The sequence below is a fragment of the Sporosarcina saromensis genome (assembly GCF_054901285.1).
Genome location: NZ_CM142738.1, coordinates 778609 through 799516, shown reverse-complemented (window position 1 = coordinate 799516; position 20908 = coordinate 778609). Strand labels below are relative to the sequence as shown.

Below are 20908 nucleotides of genomic sequence, written 5' to 3'. Positions count from 1 at the left end.
AATTATTGAGAACACTAATTACGTGGCTAACTTTCTACGAAAAGGGTATGTAAGAATTACAAAAAGATTATGGTGTGCAAGAGGAGAGGAATGTCAGTGTATAAACTAAAAATGCGGCATACGCGAAGGTTTCAAGAAATCATTAACACATTTTTACGTCACGGGCTTAGCCATGTGTTATTCCGCCTCGGCCTCACTTCTCGCAAGTCATCTAAAGCTGATGCCGGCGGGATGAACATGCAAGATGTCGGGGTAAAACTCCGTCATGCATTACAAGATTTAGGACCGACTTTCATTAAACTCGGACAAGTTGCGAGCTCACGCCGAGATTTAGTGCCGGAGGAAATTGCGAAGGAACTCGAGAAATTGCAAGATCATGTCTCCACTGTACCTTTTGAAACGATAAAAGCGATCTTGGAAGAGGAGCTGGACGGTCAGCTAGACCAGTTTTTCATGCATGTTGATGAAGAGCCGTTAGCTGCAGCATCCATCGGGCAAGTGCACGTTGCTCAACTCCATTCTGGAGAACAAGTTGCAGTAAAAGTTCAACGTCCAAACATTGAAACGAATGTCGAAAAAGATCTATCCATTATACGGGATATTGCATCGTATTTAGAAGGGAATACGACATGGGCAAGCACGTACAGACTTTGTGATTTGTTTGATGAATTTTCAAGGTCGATGTGGGAAGAGCTGGATTATCGTGTAGAAGGAAGAAACTGTGAGCGAATTGGAAAGCAGTTTGAAGACTGTACAACGGTTTATATTCCAAATGTCTTATGGGAGTACTCTACAGAAAAAGTGTTATCGATGGAAATGGTTACAGGCATTAAAGCAAACCATTTTTCCTCGTTGGACGAAGCGGGTTATGATCGAAAATTGATTGCCGGACGCATTGTTAACTCCATGTTCCATCAAATATTAGAAGAGGGATTTTTCCACGGAGATCCACACCCTGGAAATATTCATATTCTACCGGGCAACGTCGTCTCTTATTTAGATTTCGGGATGGTTGGCCGAATTTCGGATGACATGAAATATCATTTTGCCTCACTGCTCATTGATTTACGGAAAGGGCATACAAAAGGGTTAATTAAAACGTTTACTGCAATGGGCATCTTAACAGATGACACAGATATGCGATTATTTACACGCGACGTGGAAGATTTGCAAAGTCGCTATTATGAGGTCGCATTAAACGAGATTAGTTTAGGCAATATCTTTATGGAATTGTTCAAAGTCGCTTATCGTCATCATATTCAAGTACCGATGGAATTAACAATCTTATCAAAAGCCATCCTTACGCTTGAAGGACTCATTACGAAGTTGGATCCTGAGTTGAGTATTATGAAAGCGATTGAACCGTATGGCAAAAAGCTCGTAATGGAACGCTATGATCCACGAAACGTATTGAAAAAGTCGTGGAACGAAACGGTGGAGAACCTTGAAATCCTCTCCCAACTGCCAAAGGATTTCAAAGCCATCGCAACAACTGTACGTAAAGGAAAGCTGCAATTGGATATTAACGTCCAACAAGCGCAGATTTTTCTACGCAGACTCGATCGAATCAGCAACCGACTCTCATTTAGTATCATCCTTTTATCATTCAGCATACTCATGGTAGGGCTCATCGTCGGCGCATCCATCGCCGGCCAAACGAACATGCTATGGCGCTTCCCCATCATCGAAGTCGGCTCCATCGTCGCCTCTCTCATGTTCCTCTACCTCATCATCACCATCTTCAAATCCGGTAGAATGTAGGTGCCAGTCCCCCAAACAATTCGGAATTGTTTCGGGGACTGGCACCGTATTTTTTTTGCCGTTTTTGCGCACCCTATGGATAGTTTTTTATCGTACATATCTTATAGGAGGGGTTCCTTTGAATGATGCAGGAAGTAAGTTATCCGTTTTTTCCCTAGGAGGCATTAACGAGATTGGGAAGAACATGTATGTGTTGCAGTATGGGGAGGATATGATTGTCATTGATTGTGGGTCTTCGTTTCCTGATGAAAATTTGCTAGGCGTCGACTTGATCATCCAAGACATCTCGTATTTACTAGAAAATCAGGACAAAGTGCGTGCACTCGTCGTTACGCATGGCCACGAGGATCACATTGGCGGTATCCCATATTTCTTAAAGCAATTGAATGTACCGATTTATGCAACACGGCTGACGCTTGGTTTAATTGAGTTAAAATTAAAAGAGCATGGCCTCCTTCGAGATACGGAGTTGAACTTAATTCACCCTGACGCGACGATTGAACTAGGCAGCATTCGCACCTCGTTCTTCAGAGCCAGTCATAGTATACCCGATTGTGTCGGGATTGCATTCGAAACTCCAGAAGGAATTGTTGTCCATACCGGTGACTTTAAATTCGATTTGACGCCAGTTAATGAAGAATATGCGGATCTTCATAAAATGGCGGACATCGGGAAAAAAGGTGTGCTGCTTTTATTGTCAGAGAGCACGAATGCCGAGAGACCAGGATTTACACAGTCCGAACGTGTAGTTGGAGACAACATCGCAGACGCGTTCCGGAAAGCAACCGGGAAAATCTTCATCTCCACTTTCGCATCAAACGTCCACCGCATCCAGCAAATCATTGACGCAGCACAGATGACGAATCGCCATGTTGCGCTGCTTGGCCGAAGCATGGTCAATGTCGTTTCCGTTGCGGAGGAGCTTGGATACGTCCACCTACCTGAAGGGATGCTCATAGATGCACAACAAGTGAATGTGTTGGAACCCGAAAAGGTCGTCATCATTTGTACAGGTAGCCAGGGAGAGCCTATGGCCGCCCTCTCCCGGTTATCGACGAATACATTCCGCCAAGTGTCCGTCCTGCCTGGCGATACAGTCATTCTTGCGTCCAGTCCGATACCAGGCAATGAAAAGAGTGTTTCACGCATTGTCGATAATTTGTTTCAACTCGGTTCTACAGTCATTTATGGTTCCGGTAGCGCATCCGGCATGCACGTTTCAGGACACGCATTCCAAGAGGAACTGAAACTCATGCTTACGTTAATGAAACCGACATACTTCATCCCGATTCATGGTGAATATCGCATGTTGCAACTCCACAAAAAGTTAGCAGAATCGGTCGGTGTGGACGGTAAAAATATTTTTATCTTAAACAACGGTGATGTCGTCGATATTCAGAACGGGGTTGCTAGCCAGACAAGGCGCGTCGATGCAGGAAGTGTATTTGTAGATGGATTGGGCATCGGTGACGTAGGAAAAGTCGTCTTGCGAGATCGCAAAGTGCTCGCCGAAGAAGGCATGCTTATCATTGTGATTTCACTCAGCAAAGCAGATAACCGATTGCTGTCCGCTCCTGACACTATCTCTCGAGGATTTGTCTACGAACGTGAAGCGGAAGACTTATACAAAGAAGTAAACCAGCTTGTCGTTTCGACCATCAAAGAAGCGAAACCTTCTACGCGGTACCGTCGCAACGATTTGAAGCATGCCGTCCGGAAATCGGTTGAAAAACTCCTCTACACGCGCACAAAAAGACGCCCGATGATCATCCCCTTCATCATCGAAATCTAAGAAAAAAATGGTGCCAGTCCCCAAAACAATTTTGAATTGTTTGGGGGACTGGCACCAAAAATATGCCCCATTTGAACTAGTTGGTGTTGCATATACTACATAGATGGGATTGATCAATCGAGAGGGGGGAGAGGTAATGGGGAAAACGTTGTTGAAGATTTCAGTTGTCTATTTCATGATTGGCATTTCGTTCGGATTATTCATGTCGTTTACGCATGTATTTAACATGGCGACGGTGCATGTTCACTTGAATTTGGTCGGCTGGGTATCTTTGGCGTTAGCAGGGATTTTCTATCATCTATATCCTAGTTTAGAAAAGTCCAGGCTGGCAAAAGCGCACTTTTGGCTTCATAACATCGGTTTGCCGGTGATGATGATAAGTATTGCGGCAGCGATTATGGGCGGCCCGCCGATATTGTTCATGTTGGCGACTGCAGGTGGTGCAATGACTGTGCTAGGTGTTCTTTGCTTTGGCATGAATGTCCTAACCGGATTAGACAGGAAGTAGTCTTTCAGTGAACAGCATGAACAGATGATGGCACACTCTCCCTTCGTCTGTTCGTGCATGTGCGAGCTGTTCTATCGATTTTGCCAATCTTCTTTAACTAAGCCAAATACATAATGATCGACAAACTTGTCCGACAGCCATTCCGCCTGTTTCAGACAGCCTTCTTTTGTAAAGCCGAGCCTTTGTGGAATGGCCATGCTCTTATAGTTCTCCGTAGCTGTACGGATTTCAACACGATTCAACTGTAATTCTGTAAAACAATAAGCAATGACTGCTTCACAAGCTTTTGTCATAAGTCCTTTGCCTTCAAAACCTCGTCCAAGCCAGTAACCAATCGACGTCGACTTGTTGGACCAATTAATGCCGTGCAGACCGATTACACCAGCTAGTTCCCCTTTATACCAAATGCCCGCCTCAAAACCATCATTACGCGCGAATTTCTGCATCGTTCCGGCAATAAAGCTCTTCGAATCTTCTACCGACGTTGTATAGTCAACCCACGGAAGCCATTCTCGCAAACTGTCTTTTGAAATGTCAGTCACCGTAAATAACCGATCAGCATCTCTAATTTCCAATAAACGTATCACCGTATCTTCGTCAATTTGATGTGTAAACATTTTCATACCCCTTCCCTTTTAGCTTCCTATCAACTTACCACAAGTTCCACGAATTTAGTAGAGGCGGGTGAAAGGGGCACACTTTTTAATGAACAGACCCCGATACTTCGATGCGGTATTTCTTCTTTCAACTGCACTTCATGTAGAATTCCTCTGTCTAAATACTCCTCCGTAAACTCCCTTGTGACACACGCAATCCCCATATTAATGCGCGCAAATTCTACAACGAGATCATGTGACCCCAATTCAAATTCAGGTGCAATCTTCACACCCTTTGAAAACAAAAATTCTTCGACATATTTGCGAGAATTTGAACTCGGCTCTAAAAAAATGAGGGGCAATTTTGCAAGGTCATGGAAGTCGATCGGTTTCGCAAGAAGCTTACGGTATTTATCACCATACACAAATGTGTCATGGATATCAAAACAAGGCCGTACATCCAACGTGGCATCATTGACAGGTAAATTACAAATTCCTAAATCCACTTCACCCGATTTGAGGAATGAAATCAGTACATCCGTCGTGCCATTCTCGATTTTCAGTTTAATGTTTGGGTAACGATTCCGGAATGCTTCCAGCTGTGGCAATAAAAAATACTTTGAAATCGTATCACCCACTCCGATTCGTAGCTCGCCAGACGTCAAATTTTTAAATTCCGCAATTTTTTCTTCACCGATTTCGATTAAATTGATGGCAGAATTAACATACTCCAACAGAAGGCTTCCTTCCGTTGTCGGTGTCACACCTTTTGGCGTCCGGTTAAATAGACGTGTTTCCAATTCCCGCTCAAGCTGCATGACCGCCTGACTAACTGCCGGTTGCGTCATAAATAGCGCTTTTGCGGCTTTTGAAAAGCTTTCATTTTTCCCAACGACACTGAAAACCCTATATAAATCCAGTTTACTTACCATATAAGCACCCCTTATACCCATTATTAGAAGTATTAATTTTACTTATACCATGTAAAAAGCGTATAGTACAAGTAGTTAGTGAATAAAAAAGCGTTAGGAGCGATTCATGTGGAAAGAGTAGTTGGAACGGTTGTCAGAGGTCTTCGTTGCCCAATTATCAATAAAGGGGACAATATTGAAGAAATCGTTGTAGACAGCGTATTAAAAGCTTCAGAAGTTGAAGGCATTACAATTAATGACAGAGATATCGTGACCGTCACTGAATCCATCGTTGCACGCGCTCAAGGAAATTACGCAACAATTGATCATATAGCAAAAGATGTTCAATCGAAATTTGGCGAAGATACAATTGGTGTCATTTTCCCAATCTTAAGCCGAAATCGTTTTGCGATCTGTCTGCGCGGAATCGCGAAAGGCGCAGCAAAGAAAATTGTCTTAATGCTAAGCTACCCATCCGATGAAGTCGGTAATCACTTAGTAGATATAGATACACTTGACGAAAAAGGCGTTAACCCTTGGACAGATGTGTTGAATGAACAACAATTCCGCGAGCACTTCGGTTACAATAAACATACATTTACAGGTGTTGATTACATCGACTACTATAAATCCATCATTGAAGAGTATGGCGTTGAATGTGAAGTCATCTTCTCCAATAATGCGAAAACGATTTTAGATTATACGAAAAACGTACTTACATGTGACATCCATACACGTTTCAGAACGAAGCGCATTCTAAAAGCAAATGGCGGCGAAAAAATCTACAGCCTTGACAACATTCTTTCTGAATCTGTTGACGGCAGTGGATATAACGAAGCGTATGGCTTACTCGGTTCAAACAAAGCAACAGAAGATAGCGTCAAACTTTTCCCGCACAACTGCCAACCGGTTGTTGACAAGATCCAAGCGATGTTGCAAGAAAAAACGGGTAAAACTGTGGAAGTTATGATTTACGGTGATGGCGCGTTCAAAGATCCTGTAGGTAAAATTTGGGAACTTGCGGATCCAGTCGTTTCTCCAGCTTATACAGCAGGTCTTGACGGTACGCCAAATGAAATCAAGCTGAAATACTTGGCAGATAACAACTTCGCTGATCTCCGTGGCGACGATTTGAAGAAAGCGATTAATGATTTCATCCAAAACAAAGAGGAAGACCTTGTAGGTGCGATGGAAGCTCAAGGGACAACTCCTCGTAAACTGACTGACCTTATCGGTTCTCTTTCCGATTTGACATCAGGTAGTGGTGATAAAGGAACACCAATCGTGTTCATTCAAGGCTATTTTGATAACTATACGAAGTAATTGAGTAGGAGCTGTCCGGAAAGTCAGTAGCAACTGATTTTCTGCGACAGCTTCTTTTTGCTTTGGCGATTTGTGCGGGTTTCATGAGCTGGAGGGGACGATTGGGTATGCGACGGACATCTGTGCGCGGATAAAATGCAGCTGTAAGGTTTTTAGAGCACGACAAACTATATTCACTGAAACATGAAAGTAAATTCCATTCACTAAGTTGTTTTTATGATAAAACCATGATAGTATTATGATAATATCACGATAATGAACGGAGGTTAAAAAATTGCCACAAATTAGACCCGTTTCAGATTTACGCAATAACTTTGCTGAGATCGCTAAAATTGTCCATGAAACTAATGATCCTGTATTTTTAACAAAGAATGGCTATGGTAATATGGTCGTCATGAGTATTCCAGCCTACGAAAAAATGATGGCTATGCAAGAAGTCTATTTGAAACTTAAAGAGGCGGAAATGGAAGCTTTATCATCCGAAAAAAGATATTCACACGATGAGGTAATAAAGGATTTAAGAACAAGAGTAGCTGATAAAGCTAGCAACTATGATTTATAAAATCACTTATTTACCAGTTGCATTGGAGGACTTAAGAGATATTATTGACTATATATCTATAAATTTAGCTTCTCCAGATGCAGCACTTACTTTCATTAGCTCCATAGAAGAGGCCTCTTTAATTCTTCAGCAATTTCCTTATTCACAACGTGTTTATGAACCTGTAAAATCTCTAAACTTTGAGTATCGATTACTACCCGTAAAAAATTACGCACTTTTCTATATTATCAAGAAGGATATAGTAGAGATTCACAGGATTTTATATGGAAGAAGGGATTTCACCCAGCACGTTAAATAACACCATTAGATATGCGTATGAACCAATCTCCATGCGTCTTTCTAAAACTGTAACCAAAACAAAATAGATCTTTAGAGAAACTTATAATCTTTTCAAATGAAAAAAGCCACCCATTTTGTACATACAAATGGAATGGCCCTCTTTTAATTTTTATTCAAATGCCGGAATGGCTGTTTCATCATAATTCTCTTCTAGAAACTTGCGTACTTCAGGACTAGTCATTGCTTCCGCTAACTTTTGAATCGGTTCCCAGTCTTTATTATCTTCGCGTGCAATTAACGTAATCGCGAAGTCGTTTTCAACACCTTCCGTAAGAAGGGCATCACTTTTTGGCGTCAATCCTAGCGGAGCAGCATAAGCTGGTGTCATGATGACAGCATCTGCGTCATCGTACATGCGGGCAAGCATCAGCAAATCTACTTCTTCGAACGTATAGTTTTTTGGATTGTCCGTAATGTCCGCTTTTGTATAATAGGTATCCGTTTTCTCTTTTAACGTAATGACACCTTGTTGCGCTAACAACGCCAAAGAACGATCGATATTTGAAACGTCATTTGCCATTGCAATGACAGCACCTTCAGGAAGTTCATCCATGGAAGAATAGTCTTTTGCATACACACCGTAATTTGCAAAATAGATTGGCGTAATTGGAACGAGATTCGCATCGTTGTTACGGTTGAATTCTTCCATGTACGGTACGTGTTGGAAGAAGTTCGCATCCACCTCTTTAGCGGCTAACGCAGTGTTCGGCTGCACATTATCGCCAAGGACGACCATTTCAAGGTCAATGCCTTCTTCAGCCAATTGAGGTTTTACTAACTCAAGAATTTCTGTCATCGGTGGAATTAATGAAGCGACTTTCAATGTCACTTTTTCATCTGTACCTTCTGTTTTTGGTGCCTCATTCGTATCTTTTTCCTTGCCACAAGCTGCTAATACCAACATTAACATTGCAGCAAGCAATACTAATTTCTTCATGTCATTTCCTCCTATTATCGTTTGTCAATCCATCGTGCGACAGTCGTTCCTGTAAATTGGATACACTGCACAAGGATGACCATAATGAGTATCATATAGAGCATTAAATCCGTCTTGAATTGTTGGTAACCGTATCGAATGGCGAAGTCTCCGATTCCCCCTCCTCCAACCACTCCCATGATCGTTGAGTACGAAATGAAACTGATTGTGGACGTCGTCAATCCGAGGACAAGCCCAGAACGAGCTTCTACGAACAGAAACCGAAACACCAAATCCCGAACAGAAGCCCCCATTGAAATTGCTGCTTCCAACACACCTCTTGGCACGTCTAACAACGATTGTTCAACCAAACGTGCATAATGTGCAATCGCAATGATGGATAATGGAACCGTTGCAGCAGCTGTACCGATTGCCGTACCAATTACCATTCGCGTAAAGGGAATTAAGAACACGACTAACAATAAAAACGGGAACGAACGAATGATATTTACAAGTAAATTCACGACTGAAAAGACGAGCTGATTCTCATAGATTTGTCCTCTTCTACAAAAGAACAGCAACGTGCCCACTGGAAGCCCGACAAATATAGCAGCTAAAATGGACACACCAACCATTGCAAACGTCTCTCTAATCGATTGCCAAATCTCCATTTGATACTGAAGCAATATATCAGGCATGATCACTTTCACCTTCCTCTGTCAGCTGCTTCACAAAGTTTTCCGGGTTATCGTCTATCAAACGAATTCCTTTAGGTTCAATAGCAAGTGAATCATACACTTTACCATCCGCCAGCACCGTCACATGGTTACAGATGCTCTTGATCACGTCCATTTCGTGACTGACCATTACAATTGTCACGCCAAATGTTTCATTGACATTCTTCAACACGCCAAGAATTTCAGCAGTCGTATTTGGATCAAGGGAAGACGTCGGTTCGTCACACAACAACACTTGTGGATAATTCGCCAATGCCCGGGCTATCGCTACACGCTGTTTTTGACCGCCACTAAGTTGCGCAGGATACTTGTCCTTGAAACTAGCCAAGCCGACAAATTGCAGACATTCCATTACCCGTTCTCGACGTTGCCGCCTCGGATACTTTGCCAATCTTAATGAAACCGCCACATTTTCATAGATGGTTTTATTCGCGACTAAGTTGAAGTGCTGAAAAATCATCCCGATGGACTTGCGCGCTTCTCGCAACGCTTTCCCATTCAACTGCGTAAGCTTTTGACCGTTGACGGCTACTTCACCTGCATCAGGGATTTCCAACAAATTGATTAGCCGTAGCAAGGTCGACTTTCCCGCACCGCTCGCTCCGATAATACCATGTACTTGCCCTTTTTCAATCGTCAATGAAACAGATTGCACAGCTTGAAACGTGTGAAAAGATTTGCTGACATTGTGTAAATGAATCATAAAAAAATCCCCTTTCATGAGACGAAGGGTGATAACAACGCTTTTCATTATAACGCACGGATTCTGCACTGTCATTATTTAAAATAAAAGAATCTGAAAAGGACTAGTACAGATTGATTTTCCTGTACTAGTCCTTTAATCTATCCTATAACTGTGTTAGCTATCAAGAAATGCAATCTGACAGTACCATTACGCACGTAAACATTCCAATATTTTTTGAGCTTGGTAACCGACTTCAAAATCATAAATCTCCGCTTTCTCTCCATTAACCGCCTTCACTAACTCATCAATTAGCCGACTTGGCACTGTTTCTTCTAGAGAAAGGACTTCCAGTTCTTCTCCCGTTTTCCCTCCACGTAACATGCCCCAATTTTCAATAGAGAGAACACCTTCGGAACCGTATGCTGTAAATCCAATATATTCTATCCCGGAAATTTGACTTAATCCCTCAATCAAAACAGGAGTACCATCCACCAATTCAGCAGTTGCAAGAATACCTGTTTCGCAGCTAATTGGGTTATCCGGGAATTCCAGTTTACTGTGGATGTTGTTCATCTCACCGAACAATTTTAGTATCTGTTGGATGTAGTGCACACCGACTTCAAGGACAAAACCGCCTTGCTCTCGCTCACCAACCCAGTTATTTTGTTGCCAAGCGCGTGGCCATTGCGGAAAATTCATTGTCAGTTGTACCCGACGCAACTTGCCAATATACCCTTCGCTTAGTAGTTCAGCAAATTTCGTGGCGGCCTGGCCGTAATTTAATGGGAAGTTCATCGCGTGTACAATACCTGCTTCTTTCGCCGCTCGCGCCATCTCTTCTGCCTCTTCCAATGAATTGGCTAATGGCTTCTCACAAAGCACGTGTTTCTTGGCTTGCAGAGCATGCATCACTATTGCATGATGCAATTTTGGAGGAACCGCCACATAAACAAGCTCAACATTTCCATCTGCAATTAAGTGCTGATAATCTGTGTAAAACTGTACATCTCCAAGTCTTTCGGCCGTTTGCTTCGCTAGTACTTCCGATACATCACATACAGCTGTAATGGATACCGCACGATGTTCCTCGAATTGCGAAAGAAGACGCTGACCAATCACCCCTAAACCAATAATGCCGATCTTTAACATGCTGATTCCCCCTTTCTTTCTATCGTACTATAAGAGAAAATAGAAGACATAGTGGGAATGAATTCTTCACATATGAACTGAGTAGGCTTGCTTTATCGTATAATTAGGATTAATACTACTAGTAAAGGAGGTCGAACATTGAACAAGCGCCCAAAGCTAAACATTCCAAAAACCCGATTTGAAAAGCTATTTGACCTTGTAGCGACACTTGTTTTCCTCGCTTGGATTGGTTACTTACTTATTGTTTGGGGGCAATTGCCTGATGAAGTGCCTGCTCATTATGACAGTGCTGGAGTTGTGGATCGGTGGGGTTCGAAATGGGAATTACTTTTACTTCCAATAATTTCATGTTTATTAACCGTATTTTTAGCATTTCTAGAAAAACATCCTGAGTGGCATAACTATCTAAACTTGACTGAGACGAACATCGAGTTTCAATACAAAAATTCACGCATGCTGCTAAACGTCATTAAGAATGAAGCCCTTTTATTTTTTGCATATATTAGTTTCCAATCCATTCAAGTAGCTCTCGGCAAAGCATCGTCTCTCGGATTTGCTTTCTTGCCGATCTACCTCGGTATTCTTTTTGGCTCAATGGCTTTCTTCATTGTACGTTCTGTGAAAAATAAATAACAAGCAGAGGTCGGTGCCTTATAGGACCATCTCTGCTTGTTACTTTTAGCTTTTTTAGTTGGGCTCATCCGTTCCTTTTAACGTGAACCGATCCACGACTTGTTGCAATTTCACAGCAATTTGGGTCATGCTTTGTACAGAGTCTGCTACCCTTTCTAATTCCTGTTGTTGTGCAACCGAAGACGCACTTACTTGCTCAGCAGATGCTGCGGTTTCTTCGGAGACGGCTGATACATTTTGAATTGCCGCAATCGCCTTCTCCTTTTGCGCAATCATCTCTTGTAGATTGTCTGCAAGTTCTTCAATCGCCTGGCTCATTTCCTCTGTTAACGCTGCATTGCGAATGAATGATTGCTCTGTGCTTACAACCGATTCATTTTGATTTTCCATGGATTGCGTATTTTTACCAACTACATCTACAGTCACTTTAGATTGCTCTAATATCTCCTGCACGGTTTGCTGAATAGTCGTTGTTTCACGATTGGATTGCTCAGCTAGTTTTCGCACCTCTTCTGCTACGACCGCAAAACCTTTCCCATGTTCGCCAGCACGAGCAGCCTCTATGCTTGCATTGAGCGCAAGTAAGTTTGTCTGCGCTGTAATATCTTGAATGGATGTAATAATTTTATTGATCCCAGCAATTTTATCTGTCAACATATGCATTTGTGTTTCAACTTGTGCATTCAATTCGTTAGCAACACCATTCTCCGTTCGCAAACGTGAAACTTGTGCCATTCCTTCTTGTGTTGATTCAATACTTTGACGAGACAACGTATCAATATTTCCGGATAGCTCGGCGATTTTGTTAATCCGATCCGCAAGCTCACCAATTCGCATACTTGTTTCCTCAGTATCTTCGGATTGTTTCGTAGCCCCCTGCGCAATTTCTTCCGTCGCAACGGTAACTTCTTCACTCGATGCTACAATTTCCTCAAATGCATGATTCACCTGCTTTGACGAATCAGATAACTGGTGTGATGCTTGTAGCACTTCAGACAGCGCTTCATTCGTCTGTCGCAACATGAAATTATACGACTGCGTGACAGATCCGATTTCATCCAATTTCAAGCCGTTTTCATCTACCGACTCAGTTAAATCTCCTGAAGCAGCACGTTTCATCGATTGTTGAATTGTCGTGAGGGGCTTGATTTGACGATAAATGAATCCTGCAGTAACAAGTCCCATTAACACCATCATTACGAATCCTGCCCAAATAATGATTTTGACAATTGCCGAGAAAAGTGACGTCACTTCAGATCGTGGGATGACGGTTTGAACTGTCCACGTCTCTTCAAACCCTTCCAGAAAAATCGGCGCAAAAGAATTATATGCCTGCTCACCTAAGCTCTGTGAGTCCACATACATTGCAACCGATTCACCTTTCATAAGGCGGTCTTTCACTGGCTGCCAATCAATGGCATCTTTCATATTCGTACCGTTCATTTCTTTTTTAATGCTGTTTTGCAAAAGTGTACCGCTGTCTGTAATAACCGCAGCATAACCAGATTTAGGTGCAATTTTCTTTGTTAGCTCTTCGAAATAGTCCAAGGACATGCTCGTTGTTAACACACCCATGAATGACCCGTCTTTTGCCAATAAAGGCACTGAGAGCATCGTGAAACTGGATGTCTTGCCATTTTCCTCGTATGTAATCGGTTCTTGGAAAAATGCTTTTTTCTCTCTTTTAGGAACTAAGTACCAATCGCCTTCTCCTTCTTGTTCATAACCAGAAGCAGGTATAATATTCGTTCCCGTCTTTGTTTTTAATAAGTATGAGGCGAATCTACCTTCCGCATCAATCAACTGTTGTTGCTCAGTAGACAAATCATCCGTTGACAATACGCCTTTCTCAAAGATTGCAGCCATGCCGATCGCATTCGGATTTCCTTCCAAATTCGCATGTAACACATCAAGAATGTCTGTTGCTGTCAATTGTTCAGAAGCATTCATCGACTCCAACACGCGCTTTGTCGTATGTAACGATTCATCTGTCTGGCGGAATTGTTCACTTAGTCTCAATGCCACCCGTTCAGCATCCGCCAATGAAATATCTTCAGCATTACGAACGGTTTCTTTATGGACAACAAACTCGTGATACTCGCGAATAAGACAAACAGTATGACAAAAACACTAATGATTAATAATGAAAGTTTAACAATGATACTTTTTGTTCTTTTCATAAAATACTACCTTCCTCCTATAATCAATACTGTTAAATTATAAATACTTATTCCTACAAAAGGAAGCGACAAGGTCCCTTGTCACACAATGCTCACAGGTGAAGAATATTCATGTATAAAAGTATCGAGTAAGGCCTGTGAAACAATTCTACTTATCTAATTAGATTGAATTGACTTTTACAGGTAGAGGCCAATGTCTTAGGCCTTCAAATTTTACGTTCAAATTGTAGTTAATAGGACAATCATGCTGTTTATTGATAGCGTTGAAAACCAATAAACAGATTACACGTTTTTTACCTAGGCTCCCATTCTCTACATATCCAAAGAATAACTTTACGGTTAGGAACGATTTAATCGGGTATTGTATGTTTCAAGCTTTGAATGGAACTACTTGTTGGGATGTGAAGAAATTGTTTGGATTCGCAGATCTTGTTTCTCTCGTCATTTCAGCATTCATTATATTGCCTGTTGTCGTTTTCATACGCGAAACAGGTTATTTACTCGTGAGTTGGATTTTTGGTGTCGTGAACCCTCGTATTACCATTGGGTCAGGACCACGTATTTTTACATTAGGCATGTTCGACATTCGAAAATACTATCATTTGTATAGCTGGTTCTCTTACGATGGTATTAAAAGGAAAAGTAACTTTGCTTATATTTGTATTTTTGCTGGCCCAATACTGATGAATTTATCAATTGCACTCCTCATTAATGCTTTACTTGCAAATGGTTTTATGGAAGAAACGAAAACTTTCTGGAACCGATTTATCTTCTATTCTTTTTACTACGTACTGTTTGACGCCATTCCGATGTCTACGATTAACGGAAAGCCGAACAGCGGCATGATTATTTATGAAATGTTGCGGTACGGTAAACGAGTTGATCATAATACCGAGCCTTTCTTACCATCTACGTCACAAGTAGATGAAGAATATGAGGAAACGATGAAGCAACTTAAGGAGAAAGTGTTGGAAAAGGAAAAAGAGAAGGAAGCAAAGAAAAAACAGTAATTGCGCCGTGCTGAAATGAATAAGAAGCTGACAATTGCATTGGGCTTAAATTGGCTGTTCGTTCTTGGATTGAAGCCATTTTGAAATGAATGCACTGTTTAAATTAATTCCAATACGAGTGCATGTCTTTCCTCGGTATGCAAATACTACCCTCGAACAGGAGGAATGTATATGGAGGAAATAACGTACACAGAAGTCGTCTTGCAGGAATACAAGGTTGGAATGGGCACATTTGCAGAGAAATTGCCGAACGTGGCGAGTACGTTCAATGCATTTACGGAAGCTTGTTTCCAAGATGGCGCTTTGTCGCAAAAACAGAAACACCTCATTGCATTAGCCATTAGTGTGTATGCGCATAACGAATATTGTACTGTCTATCACACAAAAGGTTGCTTGGATGCCGATTGCACAGAAGAAGAGATGATGGAAGCGATTGGAGTTGCTGCAGCATTAGGCGGTGGCTCGGCAATGAGTCAAGGCGTAACTGTTTGGCAAGATGCACTCGAAGATTTTACCGAGTAAATGTTGGTCGTCAAAGCGAAATGTCTACACGCAAACAGCCACCTTATACGGGTGGCTGTTTTTCATACATGTTAATCGAGTTCATCCATTTGACGTTTTACTGCTTTTTTCTTTGCAGCTTCCCGCTCTTTTTTAAAGTCCGGTTCTTCCCCAAACTCTGTGCCTAAATTTGCGTTTGAATAGCGGGTATGTCGATCCGACACTGTATCCACTTCTTCATTGGGCTTAAATAACAAGCCGAGACAGACTAATCCACTTAACCCAACGAGTCCATACACAATCCGAGACAACGCTGCATCTTGTCCGCCAAACAATGTAGCAACTAAGTCAAATTGAAAAAATCCAATTAAACCCCAGTTCAGTGCCCCAATGATTACTAGCGTTAATGCAATCCTGGAAAGTACACTCATGCATAATTCCTCCTTAGCTTAGATTAAAGTGTGAATCCCCTTCCTTAAGCGCATGCATCCATCAACAGCTGTTCCAAACTGAAGAAGGGCAAACGTCAACCGTTACAGGAACGATACAAGGATTCATTTTTATCTTCTGCTAAAAGCGCTTATTCATACATGTAAAGTTCATTACCATAACTTGAGAGTTTCGCTTTTATAAAAGAGATCGTTTTTTACAGTATTGTCGTAATTGAAAGTACTTTAAAAGGTATCATGTAACGGTTTTATGTGCTACGATTGGAAAAACAATACAACGTCATACTGACAGGAAGTGAATGGGATGAAATCTTTATCTGCATCGATGCAAGTTCAATTATTGGAAGCAATGCTCGATGGGAGTCATGTTGCTGCACTCGTCACCGATCCCTCTCAAGAAGACAATCCAATCATTTTTGCAAATCGTACATTTGAATCGTTAACAGGTTATACAATGGATGAAACGCTTGGCCGAAACTGTAGGTTTTTACAAGGGAAGGATACAGATCCAGCGGCAGTTAACAAGATTCGAACCGCAATACGGGAAAAGCAACCAATCTCCATTACATTAAAAAATTATAAAAAAGATGGTTCAATGTTTTGGAATCGGTTATCGATCAAACCGCTTGAAGTAGAAGGGAAATTATTCTTCATCGGTACACAAACAAATGTCACGCTAGAGCGCAACCAGAGAAATCTCATTACAGAAAAGGATCGAGAGATTGAGCAGTTAATCTTACCAATCTTAATGGTGCAAGAAGATATTGCGGCTGTGTCCTTAATTGGTAAAATGAGTAGAGAACGTTTAGCCATACTTTCAACCGGTTTAAGTGAGTTTGTACAAGAGACACAAGTGGACCACATTATTTTGGACATTACAGGCATTCGGTGGGATGATAAATCACCACTCACAACGTTCGAACCTATTCGAAATGTCCTGCAGTTGATGGGTACCCAATTGTCTCTAACAGGTGTCTCACCTAACGTCGCACAATCTTTGACTGCATTAGGTGAATCAACGGAGCGATTAGTCACCTATCCAAACATACACCACGCCATTAAGAGTATTCATAAGAGAAGAGGCTAAGCTTCAGTTTTTAGTAGTCGGGAGATGTTTTGAATGAAATATGATGTTTATTTATTTGACTTGGATGACACGTTAATGGATTTTGCAGAAACGGAGAAGTTTGCATTTACGAATGTATTTGCTGCAAATGGCTTTCCAAATGGTTTAACAGATTACCGAGACAGTTACCGCGCAATCAGTACCGTTCTTTGGGAAGACTTGGAGCAAGGACGTACAACACTAGCTGACTTGAAGACAGAGCGTTTCAAACGGTTATTTCTTCAGCACAGCATTGAATTGGACGCAACTGCTTTTGGACAAGCGTATCTCGAAAACCTTGGGAAAGAAGTGCATGTAATTGAAGGCGTTGAGGACATGCTTGCTAGATTAGGTGACGCCCGAGTTGCTGTTGTCACAAACGGTTTTAATGATGTTCAGCTAGCCCGTATAGCTGCTTCGCCACTTAACAAAACGTTTGAAGCCATTTTCACTTCAGAAAAAATCGGCTTTCAAAAACCACAAGCAGAAATCTTTCAACATGTTTTTCAAGCGCTCCAACTGACAGACAAATCCCGCGTACTCATGATCGGCGATTCCCTTTCATCAGACATTCTTGGCGGCAATCATTTCGGCATCGATACTTGTTGGTACAACCCACACCGAAAAACGAACAACACCACCGCCAAGCCTACATACGAAATCCACCATTGGGATGAATTTACTTTTTGAAGGGGACAGGCACCCGAACAATTCGCAATTGTTTGGGTGCCTGTCACCTTTTTATGTGAAGTATTCAATTTTCGCTTTTGGGAAATACTTTTCGACATAGCCAAATAAGTGTTCTTTTATTTCATCTTCTTCATTTTTTTGATAAATGTACTTACCAATTCCATACTTGCCCCATTTATAGCGTCGTTTTTCTTCATCCAATTCCAACTTGGTCTTTGGATAGTTCTTTTCAATAACCCGCTTGGCAGGCTTTGTAAACCGGTGTTGAATGAATTCAAACGTAATGTCTTCACGGACATCCTCAGGCAATTCTTCATCCAGTCGCTCGAACAAGTGTCGATATCCCTCTTCCCAACCGTCATGAAGGTAAATTGGTGCAACAATAAAACCAAGTGGATAGCCCGCTCTCGCCACTTTCCCAGCCGCCTCGATGCGTTTTGCTAAAGGCGACGTCCCTGGTTCAAAATTTTTAATGACATAATCGGCGTTCACACTGAATCGAAAACGCGTATGGCCGTTATGTTTGGCATCGAGCAAATGGTCAACAAAGTGAAATTTCGTTACAAAACGAAGTCTCCCTAATTCTGTTTGTCCAATATGTTCAATCGCTCGTTTTAATGAATGGGTTAAATGGTCGATTCCGACAATATCAGATGTACAAGCTGCTTCAAACCGTGTGATTTCCGGCGCACGCTCTTCAATGTACCGATCGGCCGCCTCAAAGATATCCTCTATGTTTACATACGTCCGGATATACGGTTTCGTCCCCATCGTCGTTTGCAAATAACAATAATGGCAATGCCCCATGCATCCCGTCGCAAGTGGAATGGCATACTCCGCCGAAGGCTTTGACGTATCAAATTTTAACGTCTTACGCAGTCCGACAACTAACGTCGACTTCGCAATCCTGTACTTTTGCGCATCCGTCTCCCCAGGCAAATCCCGAATTTGGTTATGCGACGTCGTAAAACGTGTTTCAATCCCCATCTTCTCAAACTTTTCCTTCAGTTCCTTCCCAAGTGGATAATCAAGCGCATTCGGCTCAAAATAAACTAACTGCGGCACAAACGGCTTATTCATATCGTCCGCTACCCACTACACATTTCTCCATACACTCACCTTTTCCTTTTTACATAGCTTGCCTTAAACAAATAAAATTATGAGGAATTTTAAATGCATGATGGGCAAAATGGTTATCACCGCTTGTTGACCTGTTATCACCGCTCAGACAGAGTTTATCACCGCTTATCGTCCTGTTATCACCGCTTAACACAAGTTTATCACCACTTACCCATTTACTAGGAGATAAAACGGGTCACTCGCTGCGCATTCATGTGCTTGCGATATGTTATCACCGATTTTGGACTGGTTATCACCGATTCTAACGTAGTTATCACCGACTTTGGGCACTTTATCACCGATTCTCCGACAGTTATCACCGATTCGAAGCACTTTATCACCGATTCGCCAAATCAATCCAATTCAGCCTTCACGATTCAGAATTTTTCTGGGGACAGGCACCAAAACAATTCAGAATTGTTTTGGTGCCTGTCCCCTGTTTTATTCTCTATTTTCAAATAAGTGTTGCCCCTTACGTTACGGTAGGTTCTATAATGGGAGTAGGATAAGGAGTTGAGGAGAGTATGCATTTGATCGGTAAAGTAGCTACGATGAGTAATATTTCTATTCGTACGCTCCGTTATTATGATGAAATTGGTTTGTTGCCTGCAAAAAAGAACACGCACGGGCATCGCTTTTATAACGATGAAGACATTTCAAAACTTCACTATATATTGACTTTGCGCAACTTAGGTCTACCGCTAACGGAAATACAATTAGCGGTATCTAACAATACGTGGAACGTCAAAGATGTACTCACAATGCGCTTGCAAATGATCGAATTGGAAAAGAAACAATTGATGGCAATGGAAAAATCCATTCAATCATTATTAGCTCTTGCAGAAATTGAACGACATACTGATTGGCCCTCCATCTTTGAGACGTTTTATACGTTTCCAAACAGTAAAGACGCCATGAAAACACTTTGGGCAGAACAATTTACCGATGAAGAAGTAGCAGTATTGACTGACCTCCCGAATTTAGGTGGATTAGGCGATCAATCCGATGCTACTCTTTCATTACTCAAAGACGTTCGTGCAAATTTACACAACTATCCATCCTCTGCAATGGCTCAAGACTTGGCAAAACGATGGCTTTCACTTGTCGACGAGATGTATCAAGGAAATACAACACTTGCCAATAAAGTATGGCAAGCCAGTCAACATGAGAAGACAGTTGGCTTCTACCAGTTTGAAGAAGAACTTGTGAAGTTTATTGAACAAGCAATCCAACATTATTATGAAACAGAGGCTAACGAGCTATGAAGAAATTAATACTGTTTGATATTCTCTTCTATACAGTACTTCCACTGTTATTTTGGCAATATGGCCGCGAACCTTTTGGAGACTATTATGCGATGCTGCTTTCGACCGTTCCAGGATTCATTTATACAATCTATCGTTTTATAAATGAACGGCAATTTAACATAGCAGGTGTTTTCATCATTTTTTCGCTATTTTTAAGCACGACTGTCAATCTAGTATCCGGAAATGCAGAACAACTTCTGTGGAATCAAGTTTTTCTTGGATACGGATATGCAGTTGTTTATGGACTTTCTGTTTTATTTCAAAAACCATTTGCGCTCTATTTTGCGGTAGACTTCATGTATTTGCAGGGATATTCACGTGAAAATAGCAAATCTTTATTTAAAACTAAGGGAATATTTATGTGGTATCAGCTTTTAACCGCTTTACTATGTCTCCGGAGCATCTTTCAAAGTTCCTTAAAAGCTTGTCTATTAAATGCATATGGAGTTGAGGGTTATGGAAAAATGTTGATTTACTTGAAAATAAGTGGATGGGTTTTCGGTGGATTAATTACTGTTGGCTATTTCTTTATCGGTTCCATTGTGAAGCGCTATGTACAGAATCACATTGGTGGGAGTCGCCCATCATTACAAAGGTAGGCCTAAATAAATAATAGACAGTTCCACATGATGGCT

The 20908-nt window shown here is 41.6% G+C and carries 23 protein-coding genes; 13 read left to right on the top strand and 10 right to left on the bottom strand.

From position 1 onward, the window contains the following. Positions 1-90: 90 nt before the first annotated feature. The 3 genes from ACVHUV_RS03845 to ACVHUV_RS03835 all read left to right on the top strand — a co-directional run bounded on the left by ACVHUV_RS03845 (position 91) and on the right by ACVHUV_RS03835 (position 4061). The gene (locus ACVHUV_RS03845) at positions 91-1761 is read left to right on the top strand and encodes an ABC1 kinase family protein (protein ID WP_462086173.1); all 1671 of its coding nucleotides are present in this window, start codon (positions 91-93) and stop codon (positions 1759-1761) included. 118 nt (positions 1762-1879) lie between these two features. Beyond that, a complete protein-coding gene (locus ACVHUV_RS03840) occupies positions 1880-3553 on the top strand; it encodes a ribonuclease J (protein ID WP_462086172.1) in 1674 nt (557 codons plus the stop codon). 136 nt (positions 3554-3689) lie between these two features. Beyond that, positions 3690-4061 (top strand): cytochrome-c oxidase, encoded by a 372-nt coding sequence (locus tag ACVHUV_RS03835; protein ID WP_371390718.1) that lies wholly within the window; start codon positions 3690-3692, stop codon positions 4059-4061. Positions 4062-4132: 71 nt separating this feature from the next. Here ACVHUV_RS03835 and ACVHUV_RS03830 read toward each other — a convergent pair whose 3' ends face one another. Together ACVHUV_RS03830 and ACVHUV_RS03825 are read right to left on the bottom strand one after the other, a co-directional pair. Next, the gene (locus ACVHUV_RS03830) at positions 4133-4678 is read right to left on the bottom strand and encodes a GNAT family N-acetyltransferase (protein ID WP_462086171.1); all 546 of its coding nucleotides are present in this window, start codon (positions 4676-4678) and stop codon (positions 4133-4135) included. Between the two features lie 29 nt (positions 4679-4707). Continuing rightward, the gene (locus ACVHUV_RS03825) at positions 4708-5589 is read right to left on the bottom strand and encodes a LysR family transcriptional regulator (protein ID WP_462086170.1); all 882 of its coding nucleotides are present in this window, start codon (positions 5587-5589) and stop codon (positions 4708-4710) included. 108 nt (positions 5590-5697) lie between these two features. Here ACVHUV_RS03825 and ACVHUV_RS03820 point away from each other — a divergent pair, with 108 nt between their 5' ends. The 3 genes from ACVHUV_RS03820 to ACVHUV_RS03810 all read left to right on the top strand — a co-directional run bounded on the left by ACVHUV_RS03820 (position 5698) and on the right by ACVHUV_RS03810 (position 7751). Beyond that, on the top strand, positions 5698-6891 hold the full coding sequence (locus tag ACVHUV_RS03820) for a coenzyme F420-0:L-glutamate ligase (RefSeq protein WP_462086169.1): 1194 nt from the start codon (positions 5698-5700) through the stop codon (positions 6889-6891). A gap of 274 nt (positions 6892-7165) precedes the next feature. After that, positions 7166-7453: a type II toxin-antitoxin system Phd/YefM family antitoxin gene (locus ACVHUV_RS03815; RefSeq protein ID WP_462086168.1), complete on the top strand. Its 288-nt coding sequence runs from the start codon at positions 7166-7168 to the stop codon at positions 7451-7453. Beyond that, entirely contained in the window at positions 7443-7751 is a 309-nt protein-coding gene (locus tag ACVHUV_RS03810) for a type II toxin-antitoxin system RelE/ParE family toxin (RefSeq protein WP_462086167.1), read from the top strand. Before ACVHUV_RS03815 ends, ACVHUV_RS03810 begins: the two co-directional genes overlap by 11 nt. A 150-nt stretch (positions 7752-7901) precedes the next feature. On the opposite strand, the gene ACVHUV_RS03805 is transcribed toward ACVHUV_RS03810, so the two are convergent. From ACVHUV_RS03805 to ACVHUV_RS03790, 4 genes are all read right to left on the bottom strand, one after another. After that, complete coding sequence (locus ACVHUV_RS03805; RefSeq protein ID WP_371390721.1) at positions 7902-8729, bottom strand: MetQ/NlpA family ABC transporter substrate-binding protein; 828 nt, start codon at positions 8727-8729, stop codon at positions 7902-7904. Positions 8730-8743: 14 nt separating this feature from the next. Then, the gene (locus ACVHUV_RS03800; RefSeq protein ID WP_462086166.1) at positions 8744-9406 is read right to left on the bottom strand and encodes a methionine ABC transporter permease; all 663 of its coding nucleotides are present in this window, start codon (positions 9404-9406) and stop codon (positions 8744-8746) included. Continuing rightward, a complete protein-coding gene (locus ACVHUV_RS03795; protein WP_462086165.1) occupies positions 9399-10148 on the bottom strand; it encodes a methionine ABC transporter ATP-binding protein in 750 nt (249 codons plus the stop codon). Before ACVHUV_RS03795 ends, ACVHUV_RS03800 begins: the two co-directional genes overlap by 8 nt. A 189-nt stretch (positions 10149-10337) precedes the next feature. Then, complete coding sequence (locus tag ACVHUV_RS03790; RefSeq protein WP_462086164.1) at positions 10338-11279, bottom strand: Gfo/Idh/MocA family protein; 942 nt, start codon at positions 11277-11279, stop codon at positions 10338-10340. A gap of 138 nt (positions 11280-11417) precedes the next feature. Here ACVHUV_RS03790 and ACVHUV_RS03785 point away from each other — a divergent pair, with 138 nt between their 5' ends. After that, entirely contained in the window at positions 11418-11912 is a 495-nt protein-coding gene (locus ACVHUV_RS03785; RefSeq protein WP_462086163.1) for a DUF1648 domain-containing protein, read from the top strand. A gap of 54 nt (positions 11913-11966) precedes the next feature. Here ACVHUV_RS03785 and ACVHUV_RS03780 read toward each other — a convergent pair whose 3' ends face one another. Then, on the bottom strand, positions 11967-13937 hold the full coding sequence (locus ACVHUV_RS03780) for a methyl-accepting chemotaxis protein (protein WP_462086162.1): 1971 nt from the start codon (positions 13935-13937) through the stop codon (positions 11967-11969). A 520-nt stretch (positions 13938-14457) separates the two neighbouring features. On the opposite strand from ACVHUV_RS03780, the gene ACVHUV_RS03775 reads away from it, so the two are divergent. Together ACVHUV_RS03775 and ACVHUV_RS03770 are read left to right on the top strand one after the other, a co-directional pair. Beyond that, complete coding sequence (locus tag ACVHUV_RS03775; RefSeq protein WP_462086161.1) at positions 14458-15102, top strand: hypothetical protein; 645 nt, start codon at positions 14458-14460, stop codon at positions 15100-15102. Between the two features lie 171 nt (positions 15103-15273). Then, positions 15274-15624 (top strand): carboxymuconolactone decarboxylase family protein, encoded by a 351-nt coding sequence (locus tag ACVHUV_RS03770; RefSeq protein ID WP_317943302.1) that lies wholly within the window; start codon positions 15274-15276, stop codon positions 15622-15624. Between the two features lie 71 nt (positions 15625-15695). Here ACVHUV_RS03770 and ACVHUV_RS03765 read toward each other — a convergent pair whose 3' ends face one another. Continuing rightward, positions 15696-16034, bottom strand: coding sequence for a DUF378 domain-containing protein (locus tag ACVHUV_RS03765; protein ID WP_317943300.1), 339 nt, complete (start codon positions 16032-16034; stop codon positions 15696-15698). 322 nt (positions 16035-16356) lie between these two features. Between ACVHUV_RS03765 and ytvA the strand changes: the two genes are divergently transcribed. Next, positions 16357-17139, top strand: a complete 783-nt coding sequence (gene ytvA, locus ACVHUV_RS03760) for a YtvA family blue-light photoreceptor (RefSeq protein WP_462086160.1) — start codon at positions 16357-16359, stop codon at positions 17137-17139. A 33-nt stretch (positions 17140-17172) separates the two neighbouring features. Further along, positions 17173-17847, top strand: a complete 675-nt coding sequence (locus ACVHUV_RS03755) for a YjjG family noncanonical pyrimidine nucleotidase (protein ID WP_462086159.1) — start codon at positions 17173-17175, stop codon at positions 17845-17847. Positions 17848-17898: 51 nt separating this feature from the next. Here the strand turns inward: ACVHUV_RS03755 and splB are convergent, their stop codons facing one another. Together splB and ACVHUV_RS03745 are read right to left on the bottom strand one after the other, a co-directional pair. Further along, entirely contained in the window at positions 17899-18927 is a 1029-nt protein-coding gene (gene splB, locus ACVHUV_RS03750) for a spore photoproduct lyase (protein ID WP_462086158.1), read from the bottom strand. A 207-nt stretch (positions 18928-19134) separates the two neighbouring features. Next, positions 19135-19323 (bottom strand): hypothetical protein, encoded by a 189-nt coding sequence (locus ACVHUV_RS03745; RefSeq protein WP_462086157.1) that lies wholly within the window; start codon positions 19321-19323, stop codon positions 19135-19137. A 173-nt stretch (positions 19324-19496) separates the two neighbouring features. Between ACVHUV_RS03745 and ACVHUV_RS03740 the strand changes: the two genes are divergently transcribed. Both ACVHUV_RS03740 and ACVHUV_RS03735 read left to right on the top strand, forming a co-directional pair. Next, on the top strand, positions 19497-20231 hold the full coding sequence (locus ACVHUV_RS03740) for a MerR family transcriptional regulator (RefSeq protein WP_462086156.1): 735 nt from the start codon (positions 19497-19499) through the stop codon (positions 20229-20231). Beyond that, entirely contained in the window at positions 20228-20872 is a 645-nt protein-coding gene (locus tag ACVHUV_RS03735) for a VC0807 family protein (protein WP_462086155.1), read from the top strand. The genes ACVHUV_RS03740 and ACVHUV_RS03735 overlap by 4 nt, the downstream gene beginning before the upstream one ends. Positions 20873-20908 lie beyond the last annotated feature (36 nt).